Source organism: Pseudomonas sp. W15Feb9B (assembly GCF_000828175.1).
Classification (GTDB): Bacteria; Pseudomonadota; Gammaproteobacteria; order Pseudomonadales; family Pseudomonadaceae; genus Aquipseudomonas; species Aquipseudomonas parakoreensis.
This window is the reverse complement of record NZ_JTKF01000029.1, coordinates 188375-206279: the sequence shown is the minus strand read 5'-3', so window position 1 is coordinate 206279 and position 17905 is coordinate 188375. Positions and strand designations below refer to the sequence as shown.

General features: G+C 61.2%; 15 protein-coding genes. 7 read left to right on the top strand and 8 right to left on the bottom strand.

Going from position 1 to position 17905, the window contains the following annotated elements; genetic code table 11:
• Positions 1 to 86 precede the first annotated feature (86 nt).
• From OC71_RS16295 to OC71_RS16275, 5 genes are all read right to left on the bottom strand, one after another.
• On the bottom strand, positions 87 to 1373 hold the full coding sequence (locus tag OC71_RS16295; RefSeq protein WP_041071313.1) for an OprD family porin: 1287 nt from the start codon (positions 1371 to 1373) through the stop codon (positions 87 to 89).
• Between the two features lie 296 nt (positions 1374 to 1669).
• Positions 1670 to 2338 (bottom strand): DsbA family protein, encoded by a 669-nt coding sequence (locus OC71_RS16290; protein WP_041071309.1) that lies wholly within the window; start codon positions 2336 to 2338, stop codon positions 1670 to 1672.
• 237 nt (positions 2339 to 2575) lie between these two features.
• Positions 2576 to 2788: a hypothetical protein gene (locus OC71_RS16285; RefSeq protein WP_041071305.1), complete on the bottom strand. Its 213-nt coding sequence runs from the start codon at positions 2786 to 2788 to the stop codon at positions 2576 to 2578.
• Between the two features lie 244 nt (positions 2789 to 3032).
• On the bottom strand, positions 3033 to 4139 hold the full coding sequence (gene aguA, locus OC71_RS16280; RefSeq protein WP_041071302.1) for an agmatine deiminase: 1107 nt from the start codon (positions 4137 to 4139) through the stop codon (positions 3033 to 3035).
• Positions 4140 to 4366: 227 nt separating this feature from the next.
• Positions 4367 to 7279, bottom strand: a complete 2913-nt coding sequence (locus tag OC71_RS16275; RefSeq protein ID WP_041071300.1) for an aminotransferase — start codon at positions 7277 to 7279, stop codon at positions 4367 to 4369.
• A gap of 145 nt (positions 7280 to 7424) precedes the next feature.
• Between OC71_RS16275 and rfbC the strand changes: the two genes are divergently transcribed.
• The 4 genes from rfbC to OC71_RS16255 are packed head-to-tail and all read left to right on the top strand — an operon-like array spanning position 7425 to position 11655.
• On the top strand, positions 7425 to 7970 hold the full coding sequence (rfbC, locus tag OC71_RS16270; protein WP_041071527.1) for a dTDP-4-dehydrorhamnose 3,5-epimerase: 546 nt from the start codon (positions 7425 to 7427) through the stop codon (positions 7968 to 7970).
• Between the two features lie 42 nt (positions 7971 to 8012).
• A complete protein-coding gene (locus OC71_RS16265) occupies positions 8013 to 9821 on the top strand; it encodes an ATP-binding protein (RefSeq protein WP_041071297.1) in 1809 nt (602 codons plus the stop codon).
• Positions 9818 to 11203 (top strand): sigma-54 dependent transcriptional regulator, encoded by a 1386-nt coding sequence (locus OC71_RS16260; RefSeq protein WP_041071294.1) that lies wholly within the window; start codon positions 9818 to 9820, stop codon positions 11201 to 11203. The genes OC71_RS16265 and OC71_RS16260 overlap by 4 nt, the downstream gene beginning before the upstream one ends.
• Positions 11200 to 11655, top strand: a complete 456-nt coding sequence (locus OC71_RS16255) for a thioesterase domain-containing protein (protein ID WP_041071291.1) — start codon at positions 11200 to 11202, stop codon at positions 11653 to 11655. Before OC71_RS16260 ends, OC71_RS16255 begins: the two co-directional genes overlap by 4 nt.
• A gap of 84 nt (positions 11656 to 11739) precedes the next feature.
• On the opposite strand, the gene cysQ is transcribed toward OC71_RS16255, so the two are convergent.
• On the bottom strand, positions 11740 to 12567 hold the full coding sequence (cysQ, locus tag OC71_RS16250; RefSeq protein WP_041071288.1) for a 3'(2'),5'-bisphosphate nucleotidase CysQ: 828 nt from the start codon (positions 12565 to 12567) through the stop codon (positions 11740 to 11742).
• An 11-nt stretch (positions 12568 to 12578) separates the two neighbouring features.
• The gene (gene nudE, locus OC71_RS16245) at positions 12579 to 13145 is read right to left on the bottom strand and encodes an ADP compounds hydrolase NudE (protein ID WP_041071285.1); all 567 of its coding nucleotides are present in this window, start codon (positions 13143 to 13145) and stop codon (positions 12579 to 12581) included.
• A gap of 88 nt (positions 13146 to 13233) precedes the next feature.
• Between nudE and yrfG the strand changes: the two genes are divergently transcribed.
• Complete coding sequence (yrfG, locus tag OC71_RS16240; RefSeq protein ID WP_041071282.1) at positions 13234 to 13896, top strand: GMP/IMP nucleotidase; 663 nt, start codon at positions 13234 to 13236, stop codon at positions 13894 to 13896.
• Positions 13897 to 13999: 103 nt separating this feature from the next.
• Here yrfG and lysM read toward each other — a convergent pair whose 3' ends face one another.
• The gene (gene lysM / locus OC71_RS16235; protein WP_027611221.1) at positions 14000 to 14440 is read right to left on the bottom strand and encodes a peptidoglycan-binding protein LysM; all 441 of its coding nucleotides are present in this window, start codon (positions 14438 to 14440) and stop codon (positions 14000 to 14002) included.
• Positions 14441 to 14675: 235 nt separating this feature from the next.
• Between lysM and fdhD the strand changes: the two genes are divergently transcribed.
• On the top strand, positions 14676 to 15515 hold the full coding sequence (gene fdhD / locus OC71_RS16230) for a formate dehydrogenase accessory sulfurtransferase FdhD (RefSeq protein ID WP_041071279.1): 840 nt from the start codon (positions 14676 to 14678) through the stop codon (positions 15513 to 15515).
• Entirely contained in the window at positions 15512 to 17860 is a 2349-nt protein-coding gene (locus OC71_RS16225; protein WP_041071276.1) for an FdhF/YdeP family oxidoreductase, read from the top strand. Before fdhD ends, OC71_RS16225 begins: the two co-directional genes overlap by 4 nt.
• The last annotated feature ends 45 nt before the right edge of the window (positions 17861 to 17905 follow it).

The window sequence follows — 17905 nt, the reverse complement described above, 5'->3', positions numbered from 1 at the left end:
TTTTTTACGGTTTTTGCGAAAAAGACGTCGAAAAAAAACCCCGAGCCAGTCGGGGTTTTCTCATGTTTCTTACACCGGATCGTTCATCAGAAGATGTTGATCGGGTAGTCCACGAATACACGCAGCTCGTTGCCGCTGACGTTGTACTCGCTGGATTTCTGCGACACGCGCAGGATCGAGCTGCGCAATTTCACGCTCAAGTCTTTCGCCGGACCACTTTGTACGACGTATTTGACCTGGTTGAAGATCTCGCGCTCGGTGCCGCCTTCGCTGGTGGATGTGGTGATGTTGTCGCCACGCACGTAAGCGAAGTTGTAGCTCAGACCCGGTACGCCAAATGCGCCGAAGTCCAGGCCGTAGCCCAACTGCCAGCTGCGCTCGTCTTCAGCGTTGAAGTCCGACCAGTAGGAGTTGGCCAAGTAGATAGTGTTGCCACCGTCACCGACACGACCTTGCTCTTTCTGATAGCCGCCATAGGCGTAGCCCAGATTGCTGTCGCCGGTGGAACGCTGGTGCGCCACGGTGAAGGAGTGAGGGCCGGTAGCGAACGTCGCTGCCAGGCTCCAGATCTTGTTGTCATCGCCGGTAGCGCCACTTTCGCGGACGTAGGAGTCGTCCAGCTTGGTGCGATAGCCGTTGAAGTCCAGGGTCAGGGACTGATCCTTGTCGATCGGGAACACGTAGTTGGCGTTCACGTATTGCTTCTTCAGCACGTCTTCGACGTCGGAAGCGTACAGCGCCGCCTTGAATTGTTCGGTGAACTGATAGCTGCCGCCCAACACGTTGATCGCCTTCAGACCACCGCTGTCACGGCCTTCAGCGCTTTTGCGCGACTCGGCAGTGAAACGACCGGCGTCCAGTTGCAGGCCTTTGATCTCTTTGGAAGTGATCAAGGTACCGGTGTAGCTTTCCGGCAGCAGACGCGAATTGTCATAGTTCAGCACCGGCAGGGCCGGCATCTGGTCACCGTAGGTCAGCACGGTGTTGGACAGACGGAATTTGACCGCAGCGCCGCCCTTGGACAAGTCATTGGCAGGCTTGCCGCTGTCGCCACGTTTGAAGAAGTCGATACCGCCGGCACCGCTGCGATCTTCGCTGCGTTCCAGGTTCAGGGCGTACAGGCCGAAAGCATCAACACCCACGCCGATGGTGCCTTGGGTGAAGCCGGACGAGAACGTACCGATAGCTGCTTGGCCCCACTCGGATTTGTCCGCGTTGCCGTCTTTGTAATCACGGTTGATGTAGGCATTGCGCAGCAGCACTTTGAGGCTGCTGTCTTCTACAAAACCCTTGGACTCGGCCTGGCCGTCAGCCATGGCCTGTGTGGCACTCAACATCCCCAGTGCGATCAGGCTGATTCGCTTGTTCAACATTTTGTTTTCCTTATTACGGGTTGAAACGCGCTGTGTCGAACGGCTGAAACGGCGCTATTGCACTCTTTTTTCACCCCGAAACAAAAAGACCCGCCCACGGTAAAACCGTGTCGGGCCCTTTTATTATTTTTGAGTCATGGCGGTTGGCCACAGGCGTTGGGCCGAATCGTAGCCGCGCCCTCAATAATGTGTCAATTTCAAGAATCGTCTTTAAATAGGTAAAAATCGTCTAAGAATCGTAAATTTTGCGATAGCGCATTGCTCGGAAATGCGCTTAACCAGTGAATCCGGCGCGATTACGCGCAGCCATCGAGATCGCATAGAGCGGGGGATTGAGCCGGCTCATCGGCCACAACCGCTTGCCCTAACCAATCAGCAAAGGCCTGCGGTTTACCTAACCACGGGCTGATGTCGATCAAGGTGAATTGCCCGTCCTGCTCCAGCGCCAATGTCGGAAAGCCCTGGCCGCCGAGTCGGGCCAGCAACGCGCGACTGGCTTTTACCTGCGCCTGGGGATCAACGGACTTAAACACCGTCACGAAAGTTGTCTGTACGTAACCCATCTGCGCCGCGACATCGAACAGTACAGACTCATCGGCAATCCGCCGCCCCTCCACGTAATGAGCGGTCTGCAAACACCCGAGCATCTGCAAACCGCGACCGTCGATGGACTCTGCCGCCATGACCGCAGCGATGGGTGGCGTTGAATCGAACACCGCCGAGTGATCACGCAACAGACCTTCGAAATACGCTTCGCCAAACGGCTGACCGGTGTATTCGGCAATGCGCCGGTCGTGGGGCATGACGTAATCGCGCAGTTGCGGCGAAACACGCTGGCGATTCGCGCCGCTCATCATTCCGCCCGCATGGGCAACGACCGGCAGCACTTGCTGCGCCGCTTGCACCAGCGGTTTGGCGCCGTAGCACCAGCCGCACAATGGATCGTAAATGTAGTGAAGGATCATGAGAGAACTCCGGCAACCAAACGGGGAAAATCGATGGCGGCAGATTATCCCTGCGTGCATTGGGGAAAAACGCCGGAATGGCTCTCAGACTGTTTCGCGAATCGGTCGAATGGGTTGCCTTGTTCGGCTACCGCTTCAAGCCCCCTCCCACAGGTTCAATGTTCGCCATGGTTTTCCAGCGCGCATAAAAAAGCGCCGCCATCCCGGCAGCGCTTTTACCAATCCTTGTTGTTTTTCTTATCCTTGCATCACAGCCCACAACGCTTCCAGTTCGGCCTCGCTGAACAGGTCAGCGGGATAGCGCTCAATCATCATCCGGCGCGGATCAGGTTCCCTGATCTGACGCGTTCCATTGGACTTCAAAAAGTGCGCGACAATCTGGAGCGATTCGCCGTTTACGGCCATGGGATGCAAATTCCGCTCGCTGATTACGTTCACTTCGGCGTTCATTTCAGCGCTCTCTCCCCGTTCGTGAGCGGCTAAGTTATCCAAGGTATATGACAGAACTGTTGAAGTTCCCCCCCTCCCTAGTGCGCGGTATCCGATACAAGAGCTATGCCAAGGTTTCCGATTTGTCGACAGGCGGATACAAAGAAGCCCGCGGTCCAGCAGGACCGCGGGCTTCTTCGCACCCATCGAAAATAACTTGCTGCCCGGGTGATTTATTAATCAACTCAGGCTGTTACGTCTCAACTCACTCTTTGTGCGGAGCTGGCTGCTGTTGGGTAAGGCAGTGAATATTGCCGCCGCCCAGTAACAATTCGCGGCCCGGCACCATCACCACTTCGTGCTGCGGGAACAGCTTCTGCAGGATTTCCCGCGCAGGCGCGTCCATCGGATCGTCGAAGCTCGGCGCGATGACGCCACCGTTGACGATCAGGAAGTTCACGTAGGAACCGGCCAGGCGCACGGAAGGGTTGCGCTCCTGCGTACCGTCCACCGGATCGACACCGGCGCACTCTTCTTCAGTCGCGTACAGCGGCCCTGGAATTGGCATCTTGTGCACCGTGAATGGGCGGCCCTTGGCGTCGGTGCTGCTTTGCAGCACGTTCATTGCGGCCTGGCAGCGCGGGTAATTCGGATCCTGCGGATCGTCGGTCCACGCCAGCAATACTTCGCCCGGGCGCACGTAGCAGCAGAAGTTATCCACATGGCCGTCGGTTTCGTCGTTGAACAGGCCATCCGGCAACCAGATGATCTTATCCACCGACAGATTGTCACGCAGCACCGCTTCGATCTCTTCGCGACCCAGATGCGGATTGCGGTTGTGGTTGAGCAGGCACTCTTCGGTGGTGATCAGCGTGCCTTCACCGTCGACGTGAATCGAACCGCCTTCCAGCACAAAACCTTCGGTGCGATAACGCGGGCTGCGCTCGATTTCGAGGATCTTGCCACCGACCTGCGAATCACGGTTCCACGGCGAATACAGACCGCCTTCAAAACCGCCCCAGGCATTGAAATCCCAGTTCACACCGCGTACTTCGCCGCTGTTGTTGATGACGAAAGTCGGGCCGCTGTCACGCACCCAGGCGTCATCGCTGGACATCTCGACCACCCGAATATTCGGTACATCGAGGCGTGCACGAGCGTTCTCGTACTGACCGGCCGACACCGCGACCGTCACCGGTTCGAACCGCGCGATGGCTTTGGCCACGGCCGCATGCGCGGCTTGCGCCGGCTTGCCACCCAGGCGCCAGTTGTCCGGACGCTCGGGCCAGATCATCCAGGTCTGGGTCTGCGGCGCCCACTCGGCCGGCATGTAGAAGCCATCGTCACGCGGGGTACTTTTCAAGGTGGTCATCGGATCAGGACTCCAGGGAACCGTCGAGGGGATGCGAAGCAATGGCGACTTTATAACCGATAAATATCGGCATTAAAAGCCAACAAACATCCAGACATCTAAAATCAAACAACTATTATCGATATAAATCTGAATCTCTGTAGGAGCTGCCGCAGGCTGCGATCTTTTGATTTTGAAGAGCCAGATCAAAAGATCGCAGCCTGCGGCAGCTCCTGCAGGGGTCTGGTTTAGAGGCCTTCCTCGAGCACCCGATCCAGCATGTCGACAAAGAAATCCACACTGCGCTGCGAGGTGACCATCGGCGGTTTGATCTTGAGAATGTTCAGGTCATCCCCGGTCGGCTGCATGAAGATCCCCAGCTCGCGCAGGCGATCGCACAACAGCGTGGTCTCCTCGGTGGCCGGCTCCAGCGTCTCGCGGTTGCGGATCAGCTCCACCCCCAGATAGAAACCCGAACCATGCACCGCGCCCACCAGCGGATGTTTATCGATCAAGGCTTCCAGGCGCGCCTTGAAATGCCCGCCCACCACCCGGGCGTTTTCCCAGAGCTTTTCTTCTTCCATCACATCCAGCACCGCCATGCCGATCTGGCAGCTCACCGGACTGCCGCCGGCCGACGAGAAGAAATAACCTTCCGCTTCCAGTGCCTCGGCGATTTCCCGACGCGTAATCACCGCGCCCAGCGGCTGGCCATTGCCCATGCCCTTGGCCATGCAGATGATGTCCGGCACCACGCCTTGCTCTTCGAAGCCCCAGAAAAAGTGACCCATGCGCCCATATCCGACCTGCACTTCATCGGCGATGCACACCCCGCCCTGGGCCCGCACCAGCGCATAGACCTGTTTCAGATAACCGGGCGGCAGGGAAATCCCGCCGGCGTTGCCATACACCGGTTCACAGATGAAACCGGCCAATTGGCGCTCCTGCGCGGCGATATGCGCCAGTTGCGTTTCGACGCTGCGTACATAATCCGGCGCAGAATCCAGGCCACGGAATTCGCCACGATAGAGGTTCGGCGCAGTCACCGGATGTACCCAGTCCGGGCGGCTTTCCAGCGCTCGCGGGTTGTCGGCAACCGACGTCGACACCGCATCGGCGCCGACCGTCCAGCCGTGATAGGCCTCCAGCACGCTGAGCATGTCGCGGCCGCCGCTGTAGGCCCACGCCAGCCGGATCGCCAGGTCGTTGGCCTCGCTGCCACTGTTGACCAGAAACACCCGGTCCATGCCTTCCGGCGCCAGCTTCAGCAAGCGTTCGGAAAACTCCGCCACCGCCGCATAGTTGAAGCGCGAGTTGGTGTTGAGCAGCGACCACTGTCGCGCCGCCACCTGCGCCATGCGCGGATGACCATGGCCGAGCACTGCGACGTTGTTGAGCATGTCGAGGTAGGAACGGCCCTGCATGTCGATCAGGTGATTGCGCCAGCCACGCTCGATGCGCGGCGGGTCGACGTAATAATGTTTTTGCGTGCGGGCGAAACTGGCGTCACGTCGTTCGAGCAGGGATTTGGCGTCCAGCTCCGGTTCGGCATCGCAGGCCAGCCCCAGCAGCGTGGCTGGCGAAGGACACAACGCCTGCCATGCGGCCGCGCGCGAAGGGCTGCAGAACAACGGCGCATCCAGCGACGCAACGCGGCTCAACTGCACCTTCAACGGGCCATCGACCGACCCCAGCACCTGACCTTTGACCAGCGCCGCGCCACCGTGCAACGAGGCGCTCACACCCCACAGGCGCACGCTGAGCTGGGGTCCGTCGAGTTGCAGCACACCGTCCGCCGCGCCATGCAGCACACCGGCAAACGGTGCTTCCACCGCCGCACCCTGCGGCACGCGCAACTCAACGTGCAGCGGGAACGTCTGGGGCTCGACCGCACTGTCGGGTCGCGTCTGCGACAAGCGATATTGTCCGTAACGGCTCGCCGCCAGACCATGCGCGGCAGCGGCTTCGGTCAGCAACTGTTGATCAATGCCCGGTTGCTCCCAGTTGCCCGCTTCGAAATGCGGACTCAGGACGCCAAGATCGATCAGCGCAAATTCTCGCCCGACCAGTTCCGGCAGCAGCGGCGCGAAACCTTCACCGCCGATGGCCGGCAGCGGCTGGCCGACCGCCGTGAGAATCGCCGCCTCCATCAGCGCCAGCGGCACTGAAGTCGCTACGTGGAAGATTTCCCACTCATGTTCAAGGTTGTCGCGGCTATAGGTGTTGCCCGGATCGATGCTGACCTGTTGCTCGCCACTGAGCACCAGCACCGCCGCCCGCGCCACGATCAACGGCCACAACGCCAGCAGCTCTTCATGTTGCAGCGGATTGACCGCGTGATAGGCCTGCACCGCCGGCAGAATCACAAACGGATCACCCCCGGCATGGTGCAGCAGCGCCGCGCACGTCACCGACAGGTCAGTGATGCGCCAGGTGCGCACCAGATCACCGAAGTCGATCACGCCCTGCAATTGCCAATGACGCTTGGCATCACGTTGCCAGACGGCATTATCGTCGGTGATGTCCATGTGGATCGCCTGCACCGGCAGCTTGTCCTGCAGCGGCTGCAAGCGACGTTCGGCCTGCTCGGCGGCGCCCGCGATCAGTGCGCGCTGGCGTTCATCCTTGATCACCGGCAGCAGGTGGCTGATCAACGCACTGGCATGGCGCGCGTCCCATTGCAGCGTGCGCTGCAGGCCCGGGTGATCGAAGCCGGCCAGGGCCAGATCCATCTCGCCACACAGCCGACCGAAACCGGCCACCACGTCGTGGCCCAAGTGATCAAGATGCGTCAGCGGCTGACCTTCGATGTAGTCCAGCAATCGCACGTGCACCGGCTCGCCGTCGGCTTCCAGCGACAACAGATCCGCGCCATTGCTGGCAGGGATCACCCGGGGTACGTGCACTGACGAGTGTTCGGCAAGGTACTTGAGGCCTGCATGCTGAGCCTGCAACTCGACCAGTGCATAGTCGCCGCGGCAGATTTTCAGGACAAAGCGCCCACGCTCGCTGTCGACCCGATAGTTCAGATCCTGCTGACTGCCCAGCGCCTGTAACGTGCCGCTGAGCCCGTAATGCTCCGCCAACCACTGCCGGGCCTGCGCCTCAGAGACCTGTGGGCTGGGCAAACTGGCGCGATGAATCAACGTGGCGAGCGGCATGGGACGACCCCTGAAATTTTATTAGGCGCCTATATCGCCATTGCTGCAGACGATGCGCAACCCCCGACCGGAGATATTCAGGCGCTCGCATCCGCCGGCACTTTGCGCAAGAATGTCGGCCATTCACACCTATCTGGACAACCTCATGAATGTAATCACCACCGATCTGCCCGGTGTTCTGATCATCGAACCCAAGGTATTTGGTGACGAGCGCGGCTACTTCTACGAGAGTTTTAACGCCAAGGCATTCCAGGAAGCGACCGGCCTGGACACTCGGTTCGTTCAGGACAACCACTCGCGCTCACAGAAAGGCGTGCTGCGCGGCCTGCATTACCAACTGCAGAACACTCAAGGCAAACTGGTTCGGGTCACCGCCGGTGAAGTGCTTGATGTGGCGGTGGACATTCGCCGCAGCTCGCCGCACTTCGGTCAATGGGCTGCCGTACGCCTGTCGGCTGAAAACCACCGTCAACTGTGGATCCCGGAAGGTTTTGCCCATGGTTTCGTGGTGCTGAGCGAATTCGCCGAATTCCTCTACAAAACCACCAACTACTACGATCCATCGTCCGAGCGCAGCATTCGTTGGAACGACCCCGCACTGGGCATCGACTGGCAACTGGACGAAGCGCCGAAGCTGTCGGCCAAGGATCAGGTCGGCGCGCTGCTCAAGGACGCTGACGTCTTCGCCTGAGCCTAGGCATAATGCGCCTGTCACTACAGGCGCATTCGGCTCATGAAACCTACCCTTCCCCGCAGACCCCGCTGGCGCAGCCTCGCCCTGCTGGCCCTGTGTCTGGCGCCGCTGCTATGGCCGCTTGAGCATCTGGCCGAGCGCTATTACCGCAGTGAACTGGCCGGGCAAAACCGCCAGACCCTCGACCTCTACGTCGCCAACCTGCTGGGCACCCTGCACCGCTATGAAGTGTTGCCGCAGATCCTCGGCGACCTGCCGGCCCTGCGCGCCGTACTCGGCGCACCGGACGACGGCGTCACCCAGGGCAACGCCAATCGCCTGCTGAAAAACATCGCCGCACAGACCGGCGCCGAAGTCATGTACCTGATGGACACCAGCGGCCAGACCCTGGCGGCGTCGAACTGGGACAAACACGACAGTTTCGTCGGACGCAATTTCGCTTTCCGTCCGTATTTCAGCGAGGCCATGGCTGGGCGTCTGGGACGCTTCTTCGGCCTCGGCACTACGTCGGCCAAACGCGGTTATTTCTTCGCCGCCGCCGTGCGCAACGGCGAAAAAATCATCGGTGTGCTGGTGATCAAGGTCGACCTCGATCACACCGAAAGCCTGTGGGGCAAAACCCCGGAACAACTGTTGGTGACCGACCATAACGGCGTGGTCATCCTCACCTCGCGCCCGGAGTGGCGTTTTCGTTCGACCCGGACGTTGAGCGACACCGAGCGCTCGGCGATCACCGCGATCCTGCCCTATCCGACCCGCGAGCCGCGTCCGCTGAACCTCAGCGAAAACGCCTGGTTGACGCAGACCGTGAACATCGCCGAAACCGGCTGGAGCGTCAGCATCCTTGCCCCGCGCACGCTGATCGATCGTCCGGTGCGCACCGTTGTCGCCATCGGTGGCGCCACGCTGTTGGTGGTGATGCTCCTGCTCGGCTTGATGATGCAGCGCCGTCGACATTACCTGGAACGTATTGCCTTCGAAGCCAAGGCCCGCCGTGAACTGGAAGGCCGGGTGGCCGAGCGGACCAGCGATCTGGAAGGCCTCAACCGGCGCCTCAAGCAGGAAGTGCTGGAGCGCGAACAGGCTCAGCAGGAGCTGGTGCGTGCCCAGGACGATCTGGTCCAGGCCGGCAAACTCTCGGCACTGGGCACGATGTCGGCGAGCATCAGCCACGAGCTCAACCAACCGCTGGCGGCGATCCGCAGCTACGCGGAAAACGCCGAAGTACTGCTTGATCACCAACGCACCGAAGACGCCCGTGGCAACCTCAAACTGATCAGCGAACTGACCGGGCGCATGGCCTCGATCATCGCCCACCTGCGTGCCTTCGCCCGCCGCGACCGCCATGCTCCGGAAAGCGTCGCCCTGCAACCGGCGCTGGATGATGCATTGGCATTGCTGGCCAAACGGCGCCGCAGCATGGAAGTCGAGCTGATCCGCGACCTGCCCGCCGCCACCCTGTGGGTAGAGGCCGGGGAAACCCGACTGCGCCAGGTGCTCGGCAATCTGCTGGCCAACGCCCTCGATGCGCTGACCGAAAAAGGCCCGCCGCGCAAATTGTGGCTGAGTGCCGAATCCACGGCCGAAGGCGTCAATCTGTACATTCGCGACAACGGCCCGGGCTTTTGCATGGAAGCCCTCGGCCGCGCCAGCGAGCCCTTCTACACCACCAAGACCCGCACTCAGGGGCTTGGTCTGGGGCTGGCGATCTGTGAAACCCTGATGCGCGCCTTCGGTGGTGAACTGTCGTTCGCCAACCACAAGCAAGGTGGCGCCTTGATCACCCTGCGGCTGCGCGCCGGCGCGCCCGGGGTCAGCCTGCAACCGTCCGAGGATCGAAGTGCATGACCATCGACAATCGTATTCAGGTGGTGTTGATCGACGACGATCCGCACCTGCGTCAGGCCCTCGGCCAGACCTTGGACCTGGCCGGGCTGAAAATCCTCCCGTTGTCCGAGGCCAAAGGTCTCGCCGCGCAACTGGAGCGTGACTGGCCCGGCGTGGTGGTCAGCGACATCCGCATGCCGGGCATGGACGGCCTGGAGCTGTTGAGCGAATTGCACGCTCAGGATCCGGAGCTGCCGGTGCTGCTGATCACCGGCCACGGCGACGTGCCGCTGGCAGTGCAGGCGATGCGTGCCGGCGCCTATGACTTTCTGGAAAAACCGTTCGCCAGCGATGCCCTGCTCGACAGCGTGCGCCGCGCCCTCGCCCTGCGCCGGCTGGTGCTGGACAACCGCAGCCTGCGCCTGGCCCTCAGCGACCGTAACGAATTGAGCGCGCGACTGGTCGGCCATTCGGCGCCGATGCTGCGCCTGCGCGAGCAGATCGGCGCGCTGGCGGCGACCAAGGCGGACGTGCTGATTCTCGGTGAAACCGGCGCCGGCAAAGAGGTCGTGGCCCGTGCGCTGCACGACTTGTCGAGCCGACGTAACGGGCCGTTCGTGGCGATCAACGCCGGCGCCCTGGCGGAATCGGTGGTCGAAAGCGAGCTGTTCGGGCATGAACCGGGCGCCTTCACCGGGGCGCAGAAACGCCGGATCGGCAAGTTCGAATTCGCCAACGGCGGCACACTGTTCCTCGATGAAATCGAAAGCATGAGCATGGACGTGCAGGTGAAACTGCTGCGCATGCTGCAAGAGCGTGTGGTCGAACGTCTGGGTGGCAATCAGTTGATCCCGCTGGACATCCGCGTCATCGCCGCGACCAAGGAAGACCTGCGGCAAGCCGCCGATCAAGGACGCTTCCGCGCCGACTTGTATTACCGCCTGAACGTGGCGCCGCTGCGCATTCCGCCACTGCGCGAGCGAGGCGAAGATGCGCTGGTGCTGTTCCAGCACTACGCCGATGAAGCCAGCGCCCGCCATGGTCTGCCGCCGCACGAACTGCAACCGGCGCAACGCGCCTTGCTGTTGCGCCACACCTGGCCCGGCAATGTGCGCGAACTGCAGAACGCCGCCGAACGTTTCGCCCTCGGTCTGGAGCTGGCGCTGGACAACAGTGGAAGTGAAGGCGGCGGCACCGCCGTGGAAGTCATCAGTGGCGGCCTGAGCGAGCAAGTGGAAAACTTCGAGAAATCGTTGATTGCCGCCGAACTGGCGCGCTCGCACAGTTCGGTGCGCAGCCTCGCCGAAGCCCTGGGCATTCCGCGCAAGACCCTGCACGACAAACTGCGCAAGCACGGCTTGAATTTCGCCGACAGTAACGCCCATGGAGACGAAGCCGAATGAGCCGCGACAGTCGCTATCTGGAATCGGTGCTGCATCACGACATTCCCCTGACCCGCGAGATGGGCCTCAAGGTCCTCGGCTGGCACGAGCAGCAGTTGAGCCTGCACTTGCCGCTGGAGCCGAACGTCAATCACAAGAGCACCATGTTCGGCGGCAGTCTCTACTGCGGCGCGGTGCTGGCGGGTTGGGGCTGGCTGCACCTGCGCCTGAAGGAAGAAGGCATTGAAGACGGGCACATCGTGATTCAGGAAGGGCAGATCAGCTATCCGCTGCCCGTGACCGGTGATGCCACGGCGATTTGTCCGGCCCCGCAGGCGGCGGTCTGGAAGAAGTTTCTGGCGATGTATCAGCGCTACGGACGCGCGCGATTGACCCTCGATACGCGAATCGTCAACACCGGCAGTGATGAGGATGCAGTGACGTTTCGCGGGCAGTACGTTTTGCACCGCTGAAGCAAAAGATCGCAGCCTTCGGCAGCTCTACAGGGAAATGCTAAATCCTCTGTAGGAGCTGCCGCAGGCTGCGATCTTCTGATCTTATGAGCGGGCCAGCTCCAATAGTCTCGCGCGCCAAGCCGCTTTCGCCGGCAACGCCAGAAAGAACTCATTGAGCAGCGATTCCCGCGCCGGGTAACAGAACGCGTCGCCCTGCAGATCCAGCACCTCGCCGCCTGCACCTTCGAGCACGCCCTGCGCCGCCGCGGTGTCCCACTGCGAAGTCGGCGCCAATCGCGGATAACAATCCGCCGCCCCTTCAGCCAACAGACAAAACTTCAGCGAACTGCCGATGTTTGCCAGTTGCAACTCGCCCAGGCTGGCGCTCAAACCGGCGAGCAGACGTTCCTGCTCCGCACTGGAGTGGCGACGGCTCGCCACCACGGTAAACGCTTCACCCGGCGCAAGCGCGTCACGCACCTGAATCGCCACCGGCGAACCGTCCTTGTCCCCACGCCACGCGCCGAGACCGGCACCGCCGACATAGAACCGGCCATTGGTCGGCATCGACACCACGCCAAACACCACCCGCCCGTTTTCGATCAGGGCGATGTTGACGGTGAATTCTTCGCTGCCTCTGATGAACTCCTTGGTGCCATCCAGCGGATCCACCAACCACCAGCGCTGCCACCCGGCGCGCACGCTCTGCGGGATGCTGGCGTCCTCCTCGGACAGAATCGGAATACTGGAGTCCAGTGCGGTCAGCCCGGCGACGATCACGTGGTGCGCGGCCATGTCTGCTGCGGTCACCGGTGAATCATCGGACTTGGCGGTGACCTCCACGCCAGAGCGCCAGAACGGCAGAATCGCCTCGCCAGCCTGCAAGGCCAACGTAACTACCGGCGCCATTAACGGATGGGGAAACTTCATCGATATCTCACTCATGACTGAAAATACCCGCGCTGTCCCAGCAGATCGCGGGTCAGGTACAACGCCGCCAAGGCGCGCCCTTCGGAAAATTGCGGATTTTGCGCCAGCGCCGCCAGTTCACGCAGGTTAACCTTGTCGACCCGCATCGGCTCGGGCTCGTCGCCCTCCAATCGCTCTTCATACAGGTCGGTGGCCAGCACCACCTGAATCTTCTGGCTCATGTAACCGGGCGACAGCGACAACTCGGTCAGATGCTCCAACTGACGAGCGCCATAACCGGCCTCTTCCTTGAGCTCACGCTCGGCCGCGGCCAGCACATCCTCACCCGGCTCGATCAAGCCTTTGGGCAAGGACAATTCGTATTCATCAGTGCCGCCGCAGTACTCCTCGACCAGCACCGCGTGCTCACTGTCGAGCATTGCCACGATCATCACCGCGCCGTAGCCCGCGCCTTTGCCCACCAGACGCTCGTAGGTGCGTTCCACGCCATTGGAAAAACGCAGCTTCAGTTCTTCGACGCAAAACAGGCGACTGGTGGCGACAATCTCGCGGGCGAGTACAGTGGGTTTCTGGCGCATGCAAAGCTCCTTGGCGTGAACGCGCTACTATAACGCGGCTTTCCCGATTGTTTGTGTCGGATATCTTTCTACCGCTTGAGACGTTGCCATGCCTTCTTTACCGTGGTCTGACATCGATACCGTCCTGCTGGACATGGACGGTACCTTGCTGGACCTGCACTTCGACAACCACTTCTGGCTGGAACACCTGCCACAACGCTACGCCGATCTGCACGGAGTGAGCCGGGCCATGGCCGACATGGAACTGCAGCCGCTGTTCGAGCGCCATGCCGGGCAGCTGCAGTGGTACTGCCTGGATTTCTGGAGCACCGAACTGAAGCTCTCGGTACGAGAACTGAAACTGGAGACCGCGCACCTGATCGCGCTGCGTCCGGATGCCGATACCTTTCTGCAGGCGATCAAAGAGGCCGGCAAACGGGTGATCATGATCACCAACGCGCATCGCGATTCACTGTCGCTGAAACTCGAGCGAGTCGAACTGGCGCCGTATTTCGAACGGCTGATCAGCTCACACGATTACGGTTATCCCAAAGAGAACCCGCAGTTCTGGGATGCCTTACAGGCGGATATCGATTTTGATCCGGCGCGCAGTCTGTTCATCGACGATACGTTGCCGATTCTGCGCAGTGCACGGGAATTTGGTGTGACGCATTTGTTGGCGGTGAAAGAGCCGGACAGTCGCAAGGGGCCGAAGGACACGGCCGAGTTTGCGGCAGTTGAAGATTACCGCGATTTGCTTCGGGGTCTCTGACTTCCTGCAGGAGCTGCCGAAGGCTGCGATCTTTTGACTTTGATTGAAAAAAAAACAAGATCAAAAGATCGCAGCCTTCGGCAGCGCCTACAGGGGGTGTGAGTTATTCCGGGATACGCAGGGTCTGGCCCGGATAGATTTTGTTCACGTCCTTGAGCATCGGTTTGTTGGCTTCGAAAATCTTGTTGTATTGGTTGGCATTGCCATACACCGCCAGGGAAATCGCGCTGAGGGTATCGCCTTTCTTCACTACGACAAAACGTGCCGCAGCCACAACCGGCCCGGTCACTGTGATCTGATCATCAACACTGCCCACGCCTTCGATGTTACCCACCGCCAGCAGAATTTTTTCCTTCTCTTCCTGGCTCGCTACCTCACCGGTCACCGTGACCTTGTCGCCATCCACGGTTGCCTGAACATTCGGATTGCCCAGCCCGACCTTACTGATGTGTTCCTTCAACTGCTCGCTGGCATTGGCATTACCAGGGGTCAGCAGATCGATCAGTTTCTCACCGGCCTCTTTCACAAAGCTCAACAGACTCATGGCACACACTCCTTGATTTGGATTCCAGACGTCCAAGCCTAGACCACGTTTGCCGAACCCGGTTCCAGCCCGACCAATGACCCGGCTCCGCCGCTGGCTCAAGCGGCTGGCGCGCGTCCCGCAGGTCGCGGCCCCTTGCTTGATCGACGGCGTCTATCAATAGATCGACAGTAGCGATTAGACGCGACAAGTTGCCGCGCCTAGTCTTAGCGTTGATCAATCCGTCGGTGATGCCATGAACGCCAAGCGCCCCACTTGCGCGGCGCCTGCACTTCAAACGCCCGCGCCCGCCGCCAGCCAGACCTACAGTTACAGCGATCTGCCCCTTGTGGAATCGGCCAGCACCGCGCTCGCCGAGGAAGTCGCGCTGGCGATCGCCTACAACGGCATCAGTCAGGCAGTGATGCTGGTGACGCCGACGGATCTGGAAGATTTCATCGTCGGTTTCAGCCTCGGCAGCGGCATCATCGCAGACGCCAGCGACATTTATGACCTGCAACTGACCGTCGCCGGCTCGGCGCAATACGCGCAGGTAACCATAGCCAACCGCGCGTTCTGGAACCTCAAACAACAGCGCCGACAACTGGCCGGCACCAGCGGCTGCGGTCTGTGCGGCGTTGAAGCTGTCGAGCAGGCCCTGCCCGATCTGCAAGTCCTGCCCGGTGCACCACTGCCGCCCGCCGCATGGCTCGACGGTCTGCGCCAGCGCATCGGTGCGTTCCAGCCCCTCGGCCAGCACTGTGGTGCGGTACACGCCGCGGTGTTCATGAACGCCAGTGGTGAATTGCTGCTGGGCCGTGAAGACATCGGTCGGCACAACGCACTCGACAAGCTGATTGGCGGGCTGATCCGCCAGAAGATTTCCACCGACGGCGGCCTGGCGATTGTCACCAGCCGGTGCAGTCTCGAATTGATCCAGAAAGTGTTGCGCGCCGGGATCCAGACGCTGGTCAGCCTGTCCGCGCCCACGGGCCTTGCCGTGCAATGGGCCCGTCGCCACAACCTCAATCTCATCCACCTGCCGCAGAAGAATGCGCCGCGGGTCTACAGCCCAGCGATGGAGAACCAAGCGTGAGCCAACATCATCAAGCCGACCAGAAACCTGTCCCGCGCTACAAGCCTTACAAGGGCCCTGCCGGCGGCTGGGGTGCACTGATCAGTGTGGCTCAGGCCTGGTTGACCAGCGACAACGCGCTGAAAAACCTGCGCATGATGCTCAAGACCAACCAGAACGGCGGCTTCGACTGCCCGGGCTGTGCCTGGGGCGATTCGCCGGAAAGCGGCATGGTCAAGTTCTGCGAGAACGGCGCCAAAGCGGTGAACTGGGAAGCGACCAAGCGTCGAGTGGACGGCAAGTTCTTCGCCAAACACAGCGTCACCTCGTTGCTGGAGCAGAGCGACTATTGGCTTGAATACCAGGGCCGCCTGACCGAGCCGATGGTCTACGACGCGCAGACCGATCGCTACAAGCCGATCGCCTGGGACGACGCCTTCGCCCTGATCGGCAAGCACCTGCAAGCGTTGTCGAGCCCGGATCAAGCCGAGTTCTATACCTCGGGCCGCGCCAGCAACGAAGCGGCGTACCTGTATCAACTGTTCGTGCGTGCCTACGGCACCAACAACTTCCCCGACTGCTCGAACATGTGCCACGAGGCCAGCGGTGTGGCGTTGGCGCAGAGCGTTGGCGTCGGTAAAGGCACGGTCACCTTCGACGACTTCGAACACGCCGATGCGATTTTCGTCTGGGGCCAGAACCCCGGCACCAACCATCCACGGATGCTCGAGCCGCTGCGCGAAGCCGTGAAGCGCGGCGCACAAGTGGTGTGCATCAACCCGCTGAAAGAGCGTGGTCTGGAACGTTTCCAGCATCCACAGCATCCGCTGGAAATGCTCACCAATGGCGACAAACCGACCAACACCGCGTACTTCCGTCCGGCACTGGGCGGCGACATGGCGGTGCTGCGCGGCATGGCCAAGTTCCTCCTGCAGTGGGAGCGCGATGCGCAGAAGGCCGGTGACCCTGCAGTGTTCGATCACGACTTCCTCAATGCCCACAGCACCAACGTGCTGGAGTATCTCGGCGTGGTGGATGACACGCCGTGGGAGCAGATCGTCGCGCAGTCCGGTCTGACCCTTGTGGAAATCGAACAAGCGGCGCGCATGTACGCCAAAGGCAAGAACGTGATCATGTGCTGGGCGATGGGTATCACCCAGCATCGTCACTCGGTGCCGACCATCCAGGAAATCGCCAACCTGATGCTGCTGCGCGGCAACGTCGGCAAACCCGGTGCCGGCCTGTGTCCGGTGCGCGGTCACAGTAACGTGCAGGGCGACCGCACCATGGGCATCAACGAGCGCCCACCGGTGGCGTTCCTCGACGCTCTTGAGCGGCGTTTCCAGTTCAAGGTGCCGCGTGACAACGGGCACAACGTGGTCGAGGCGATCCATGCCATGGCCGAGGGCCGCGCCAAGGTCTTCATCGGTCTGGGCGGCAACTTCGCCCAGGCCACGCCGGACAGCCCGCGCACCTTCGCGGCGCTGAGCAACTGCGACCTCACGGTGCAGATCAGCACCAAGCTCAACCGCAGCCACCTGGCCCACGGCAAGGACGCGCTGATCCTGCCGTGCCTCGGCCGCACCGACATCGACATCCAGACCGAAGGCCCGCAGGCAGTCACCGTGGAAGACTCGTTCAGCATGGTCCACGCCTCAAATGGTCAGTTGCAGCCGCTGTCGAACCAGATGCGCTCGGAACCGGCGATCATTGCCGGGATCGCCGCCGCCACGCTGGGCAGCAAACCGGTGGACTGGAACTGGCTGGTGGCCGATTACGGGCGCATCCGCGACCTGATCGCCGATACCATTCCGGGCTTCAAGGACTTCAACGAGAAGGTCAAGAATCCAGGTGGGTTCTACCTCGGCAACAGTGCTGGCGCACGCAAGTGGAACACCCCGTCGGGCCGGGCCAATTTCCGCGCCAACCGGCTGCCCAAGGATCTGGTGCACGAACGCACCCGCGCCACCGGGCAACTGCCGGACCTGATCCTGCAATCGATGCGCTCCCACGATCAGTACAACACCACCATCTATGGCCTCGACGACCGTTATCGTGGGGTCAAGGGCCAACGCGACGTACTGTTCGCCAACGAGGCCGACATCATTCGTCTGGGCTTCCGTCCCGGGCAGAAGGCGGACATCGTGTCGCTGTGGGACGATGGCCGTGAACGTCGGGTGAAGGGCTTTACCTTGCTGGCGTTTGATATTCCGGCGGGTCAGGCGGCGGCTTACTATCCGGAAGTGAATCCGCTGGTGCCGCTGGAGAGCACCGGCGATGGCAGCCATACGCCGACGTCGAAGTTCATTGCGATCCGCCTTGAGGCGGCGAGTGAGACGGGTTTGATCATGGCCAAGTCTGCTTGAACACGCTGCCCTGTGGCGAGGGAGCTTGCTCCCGCTGGAGGCCGC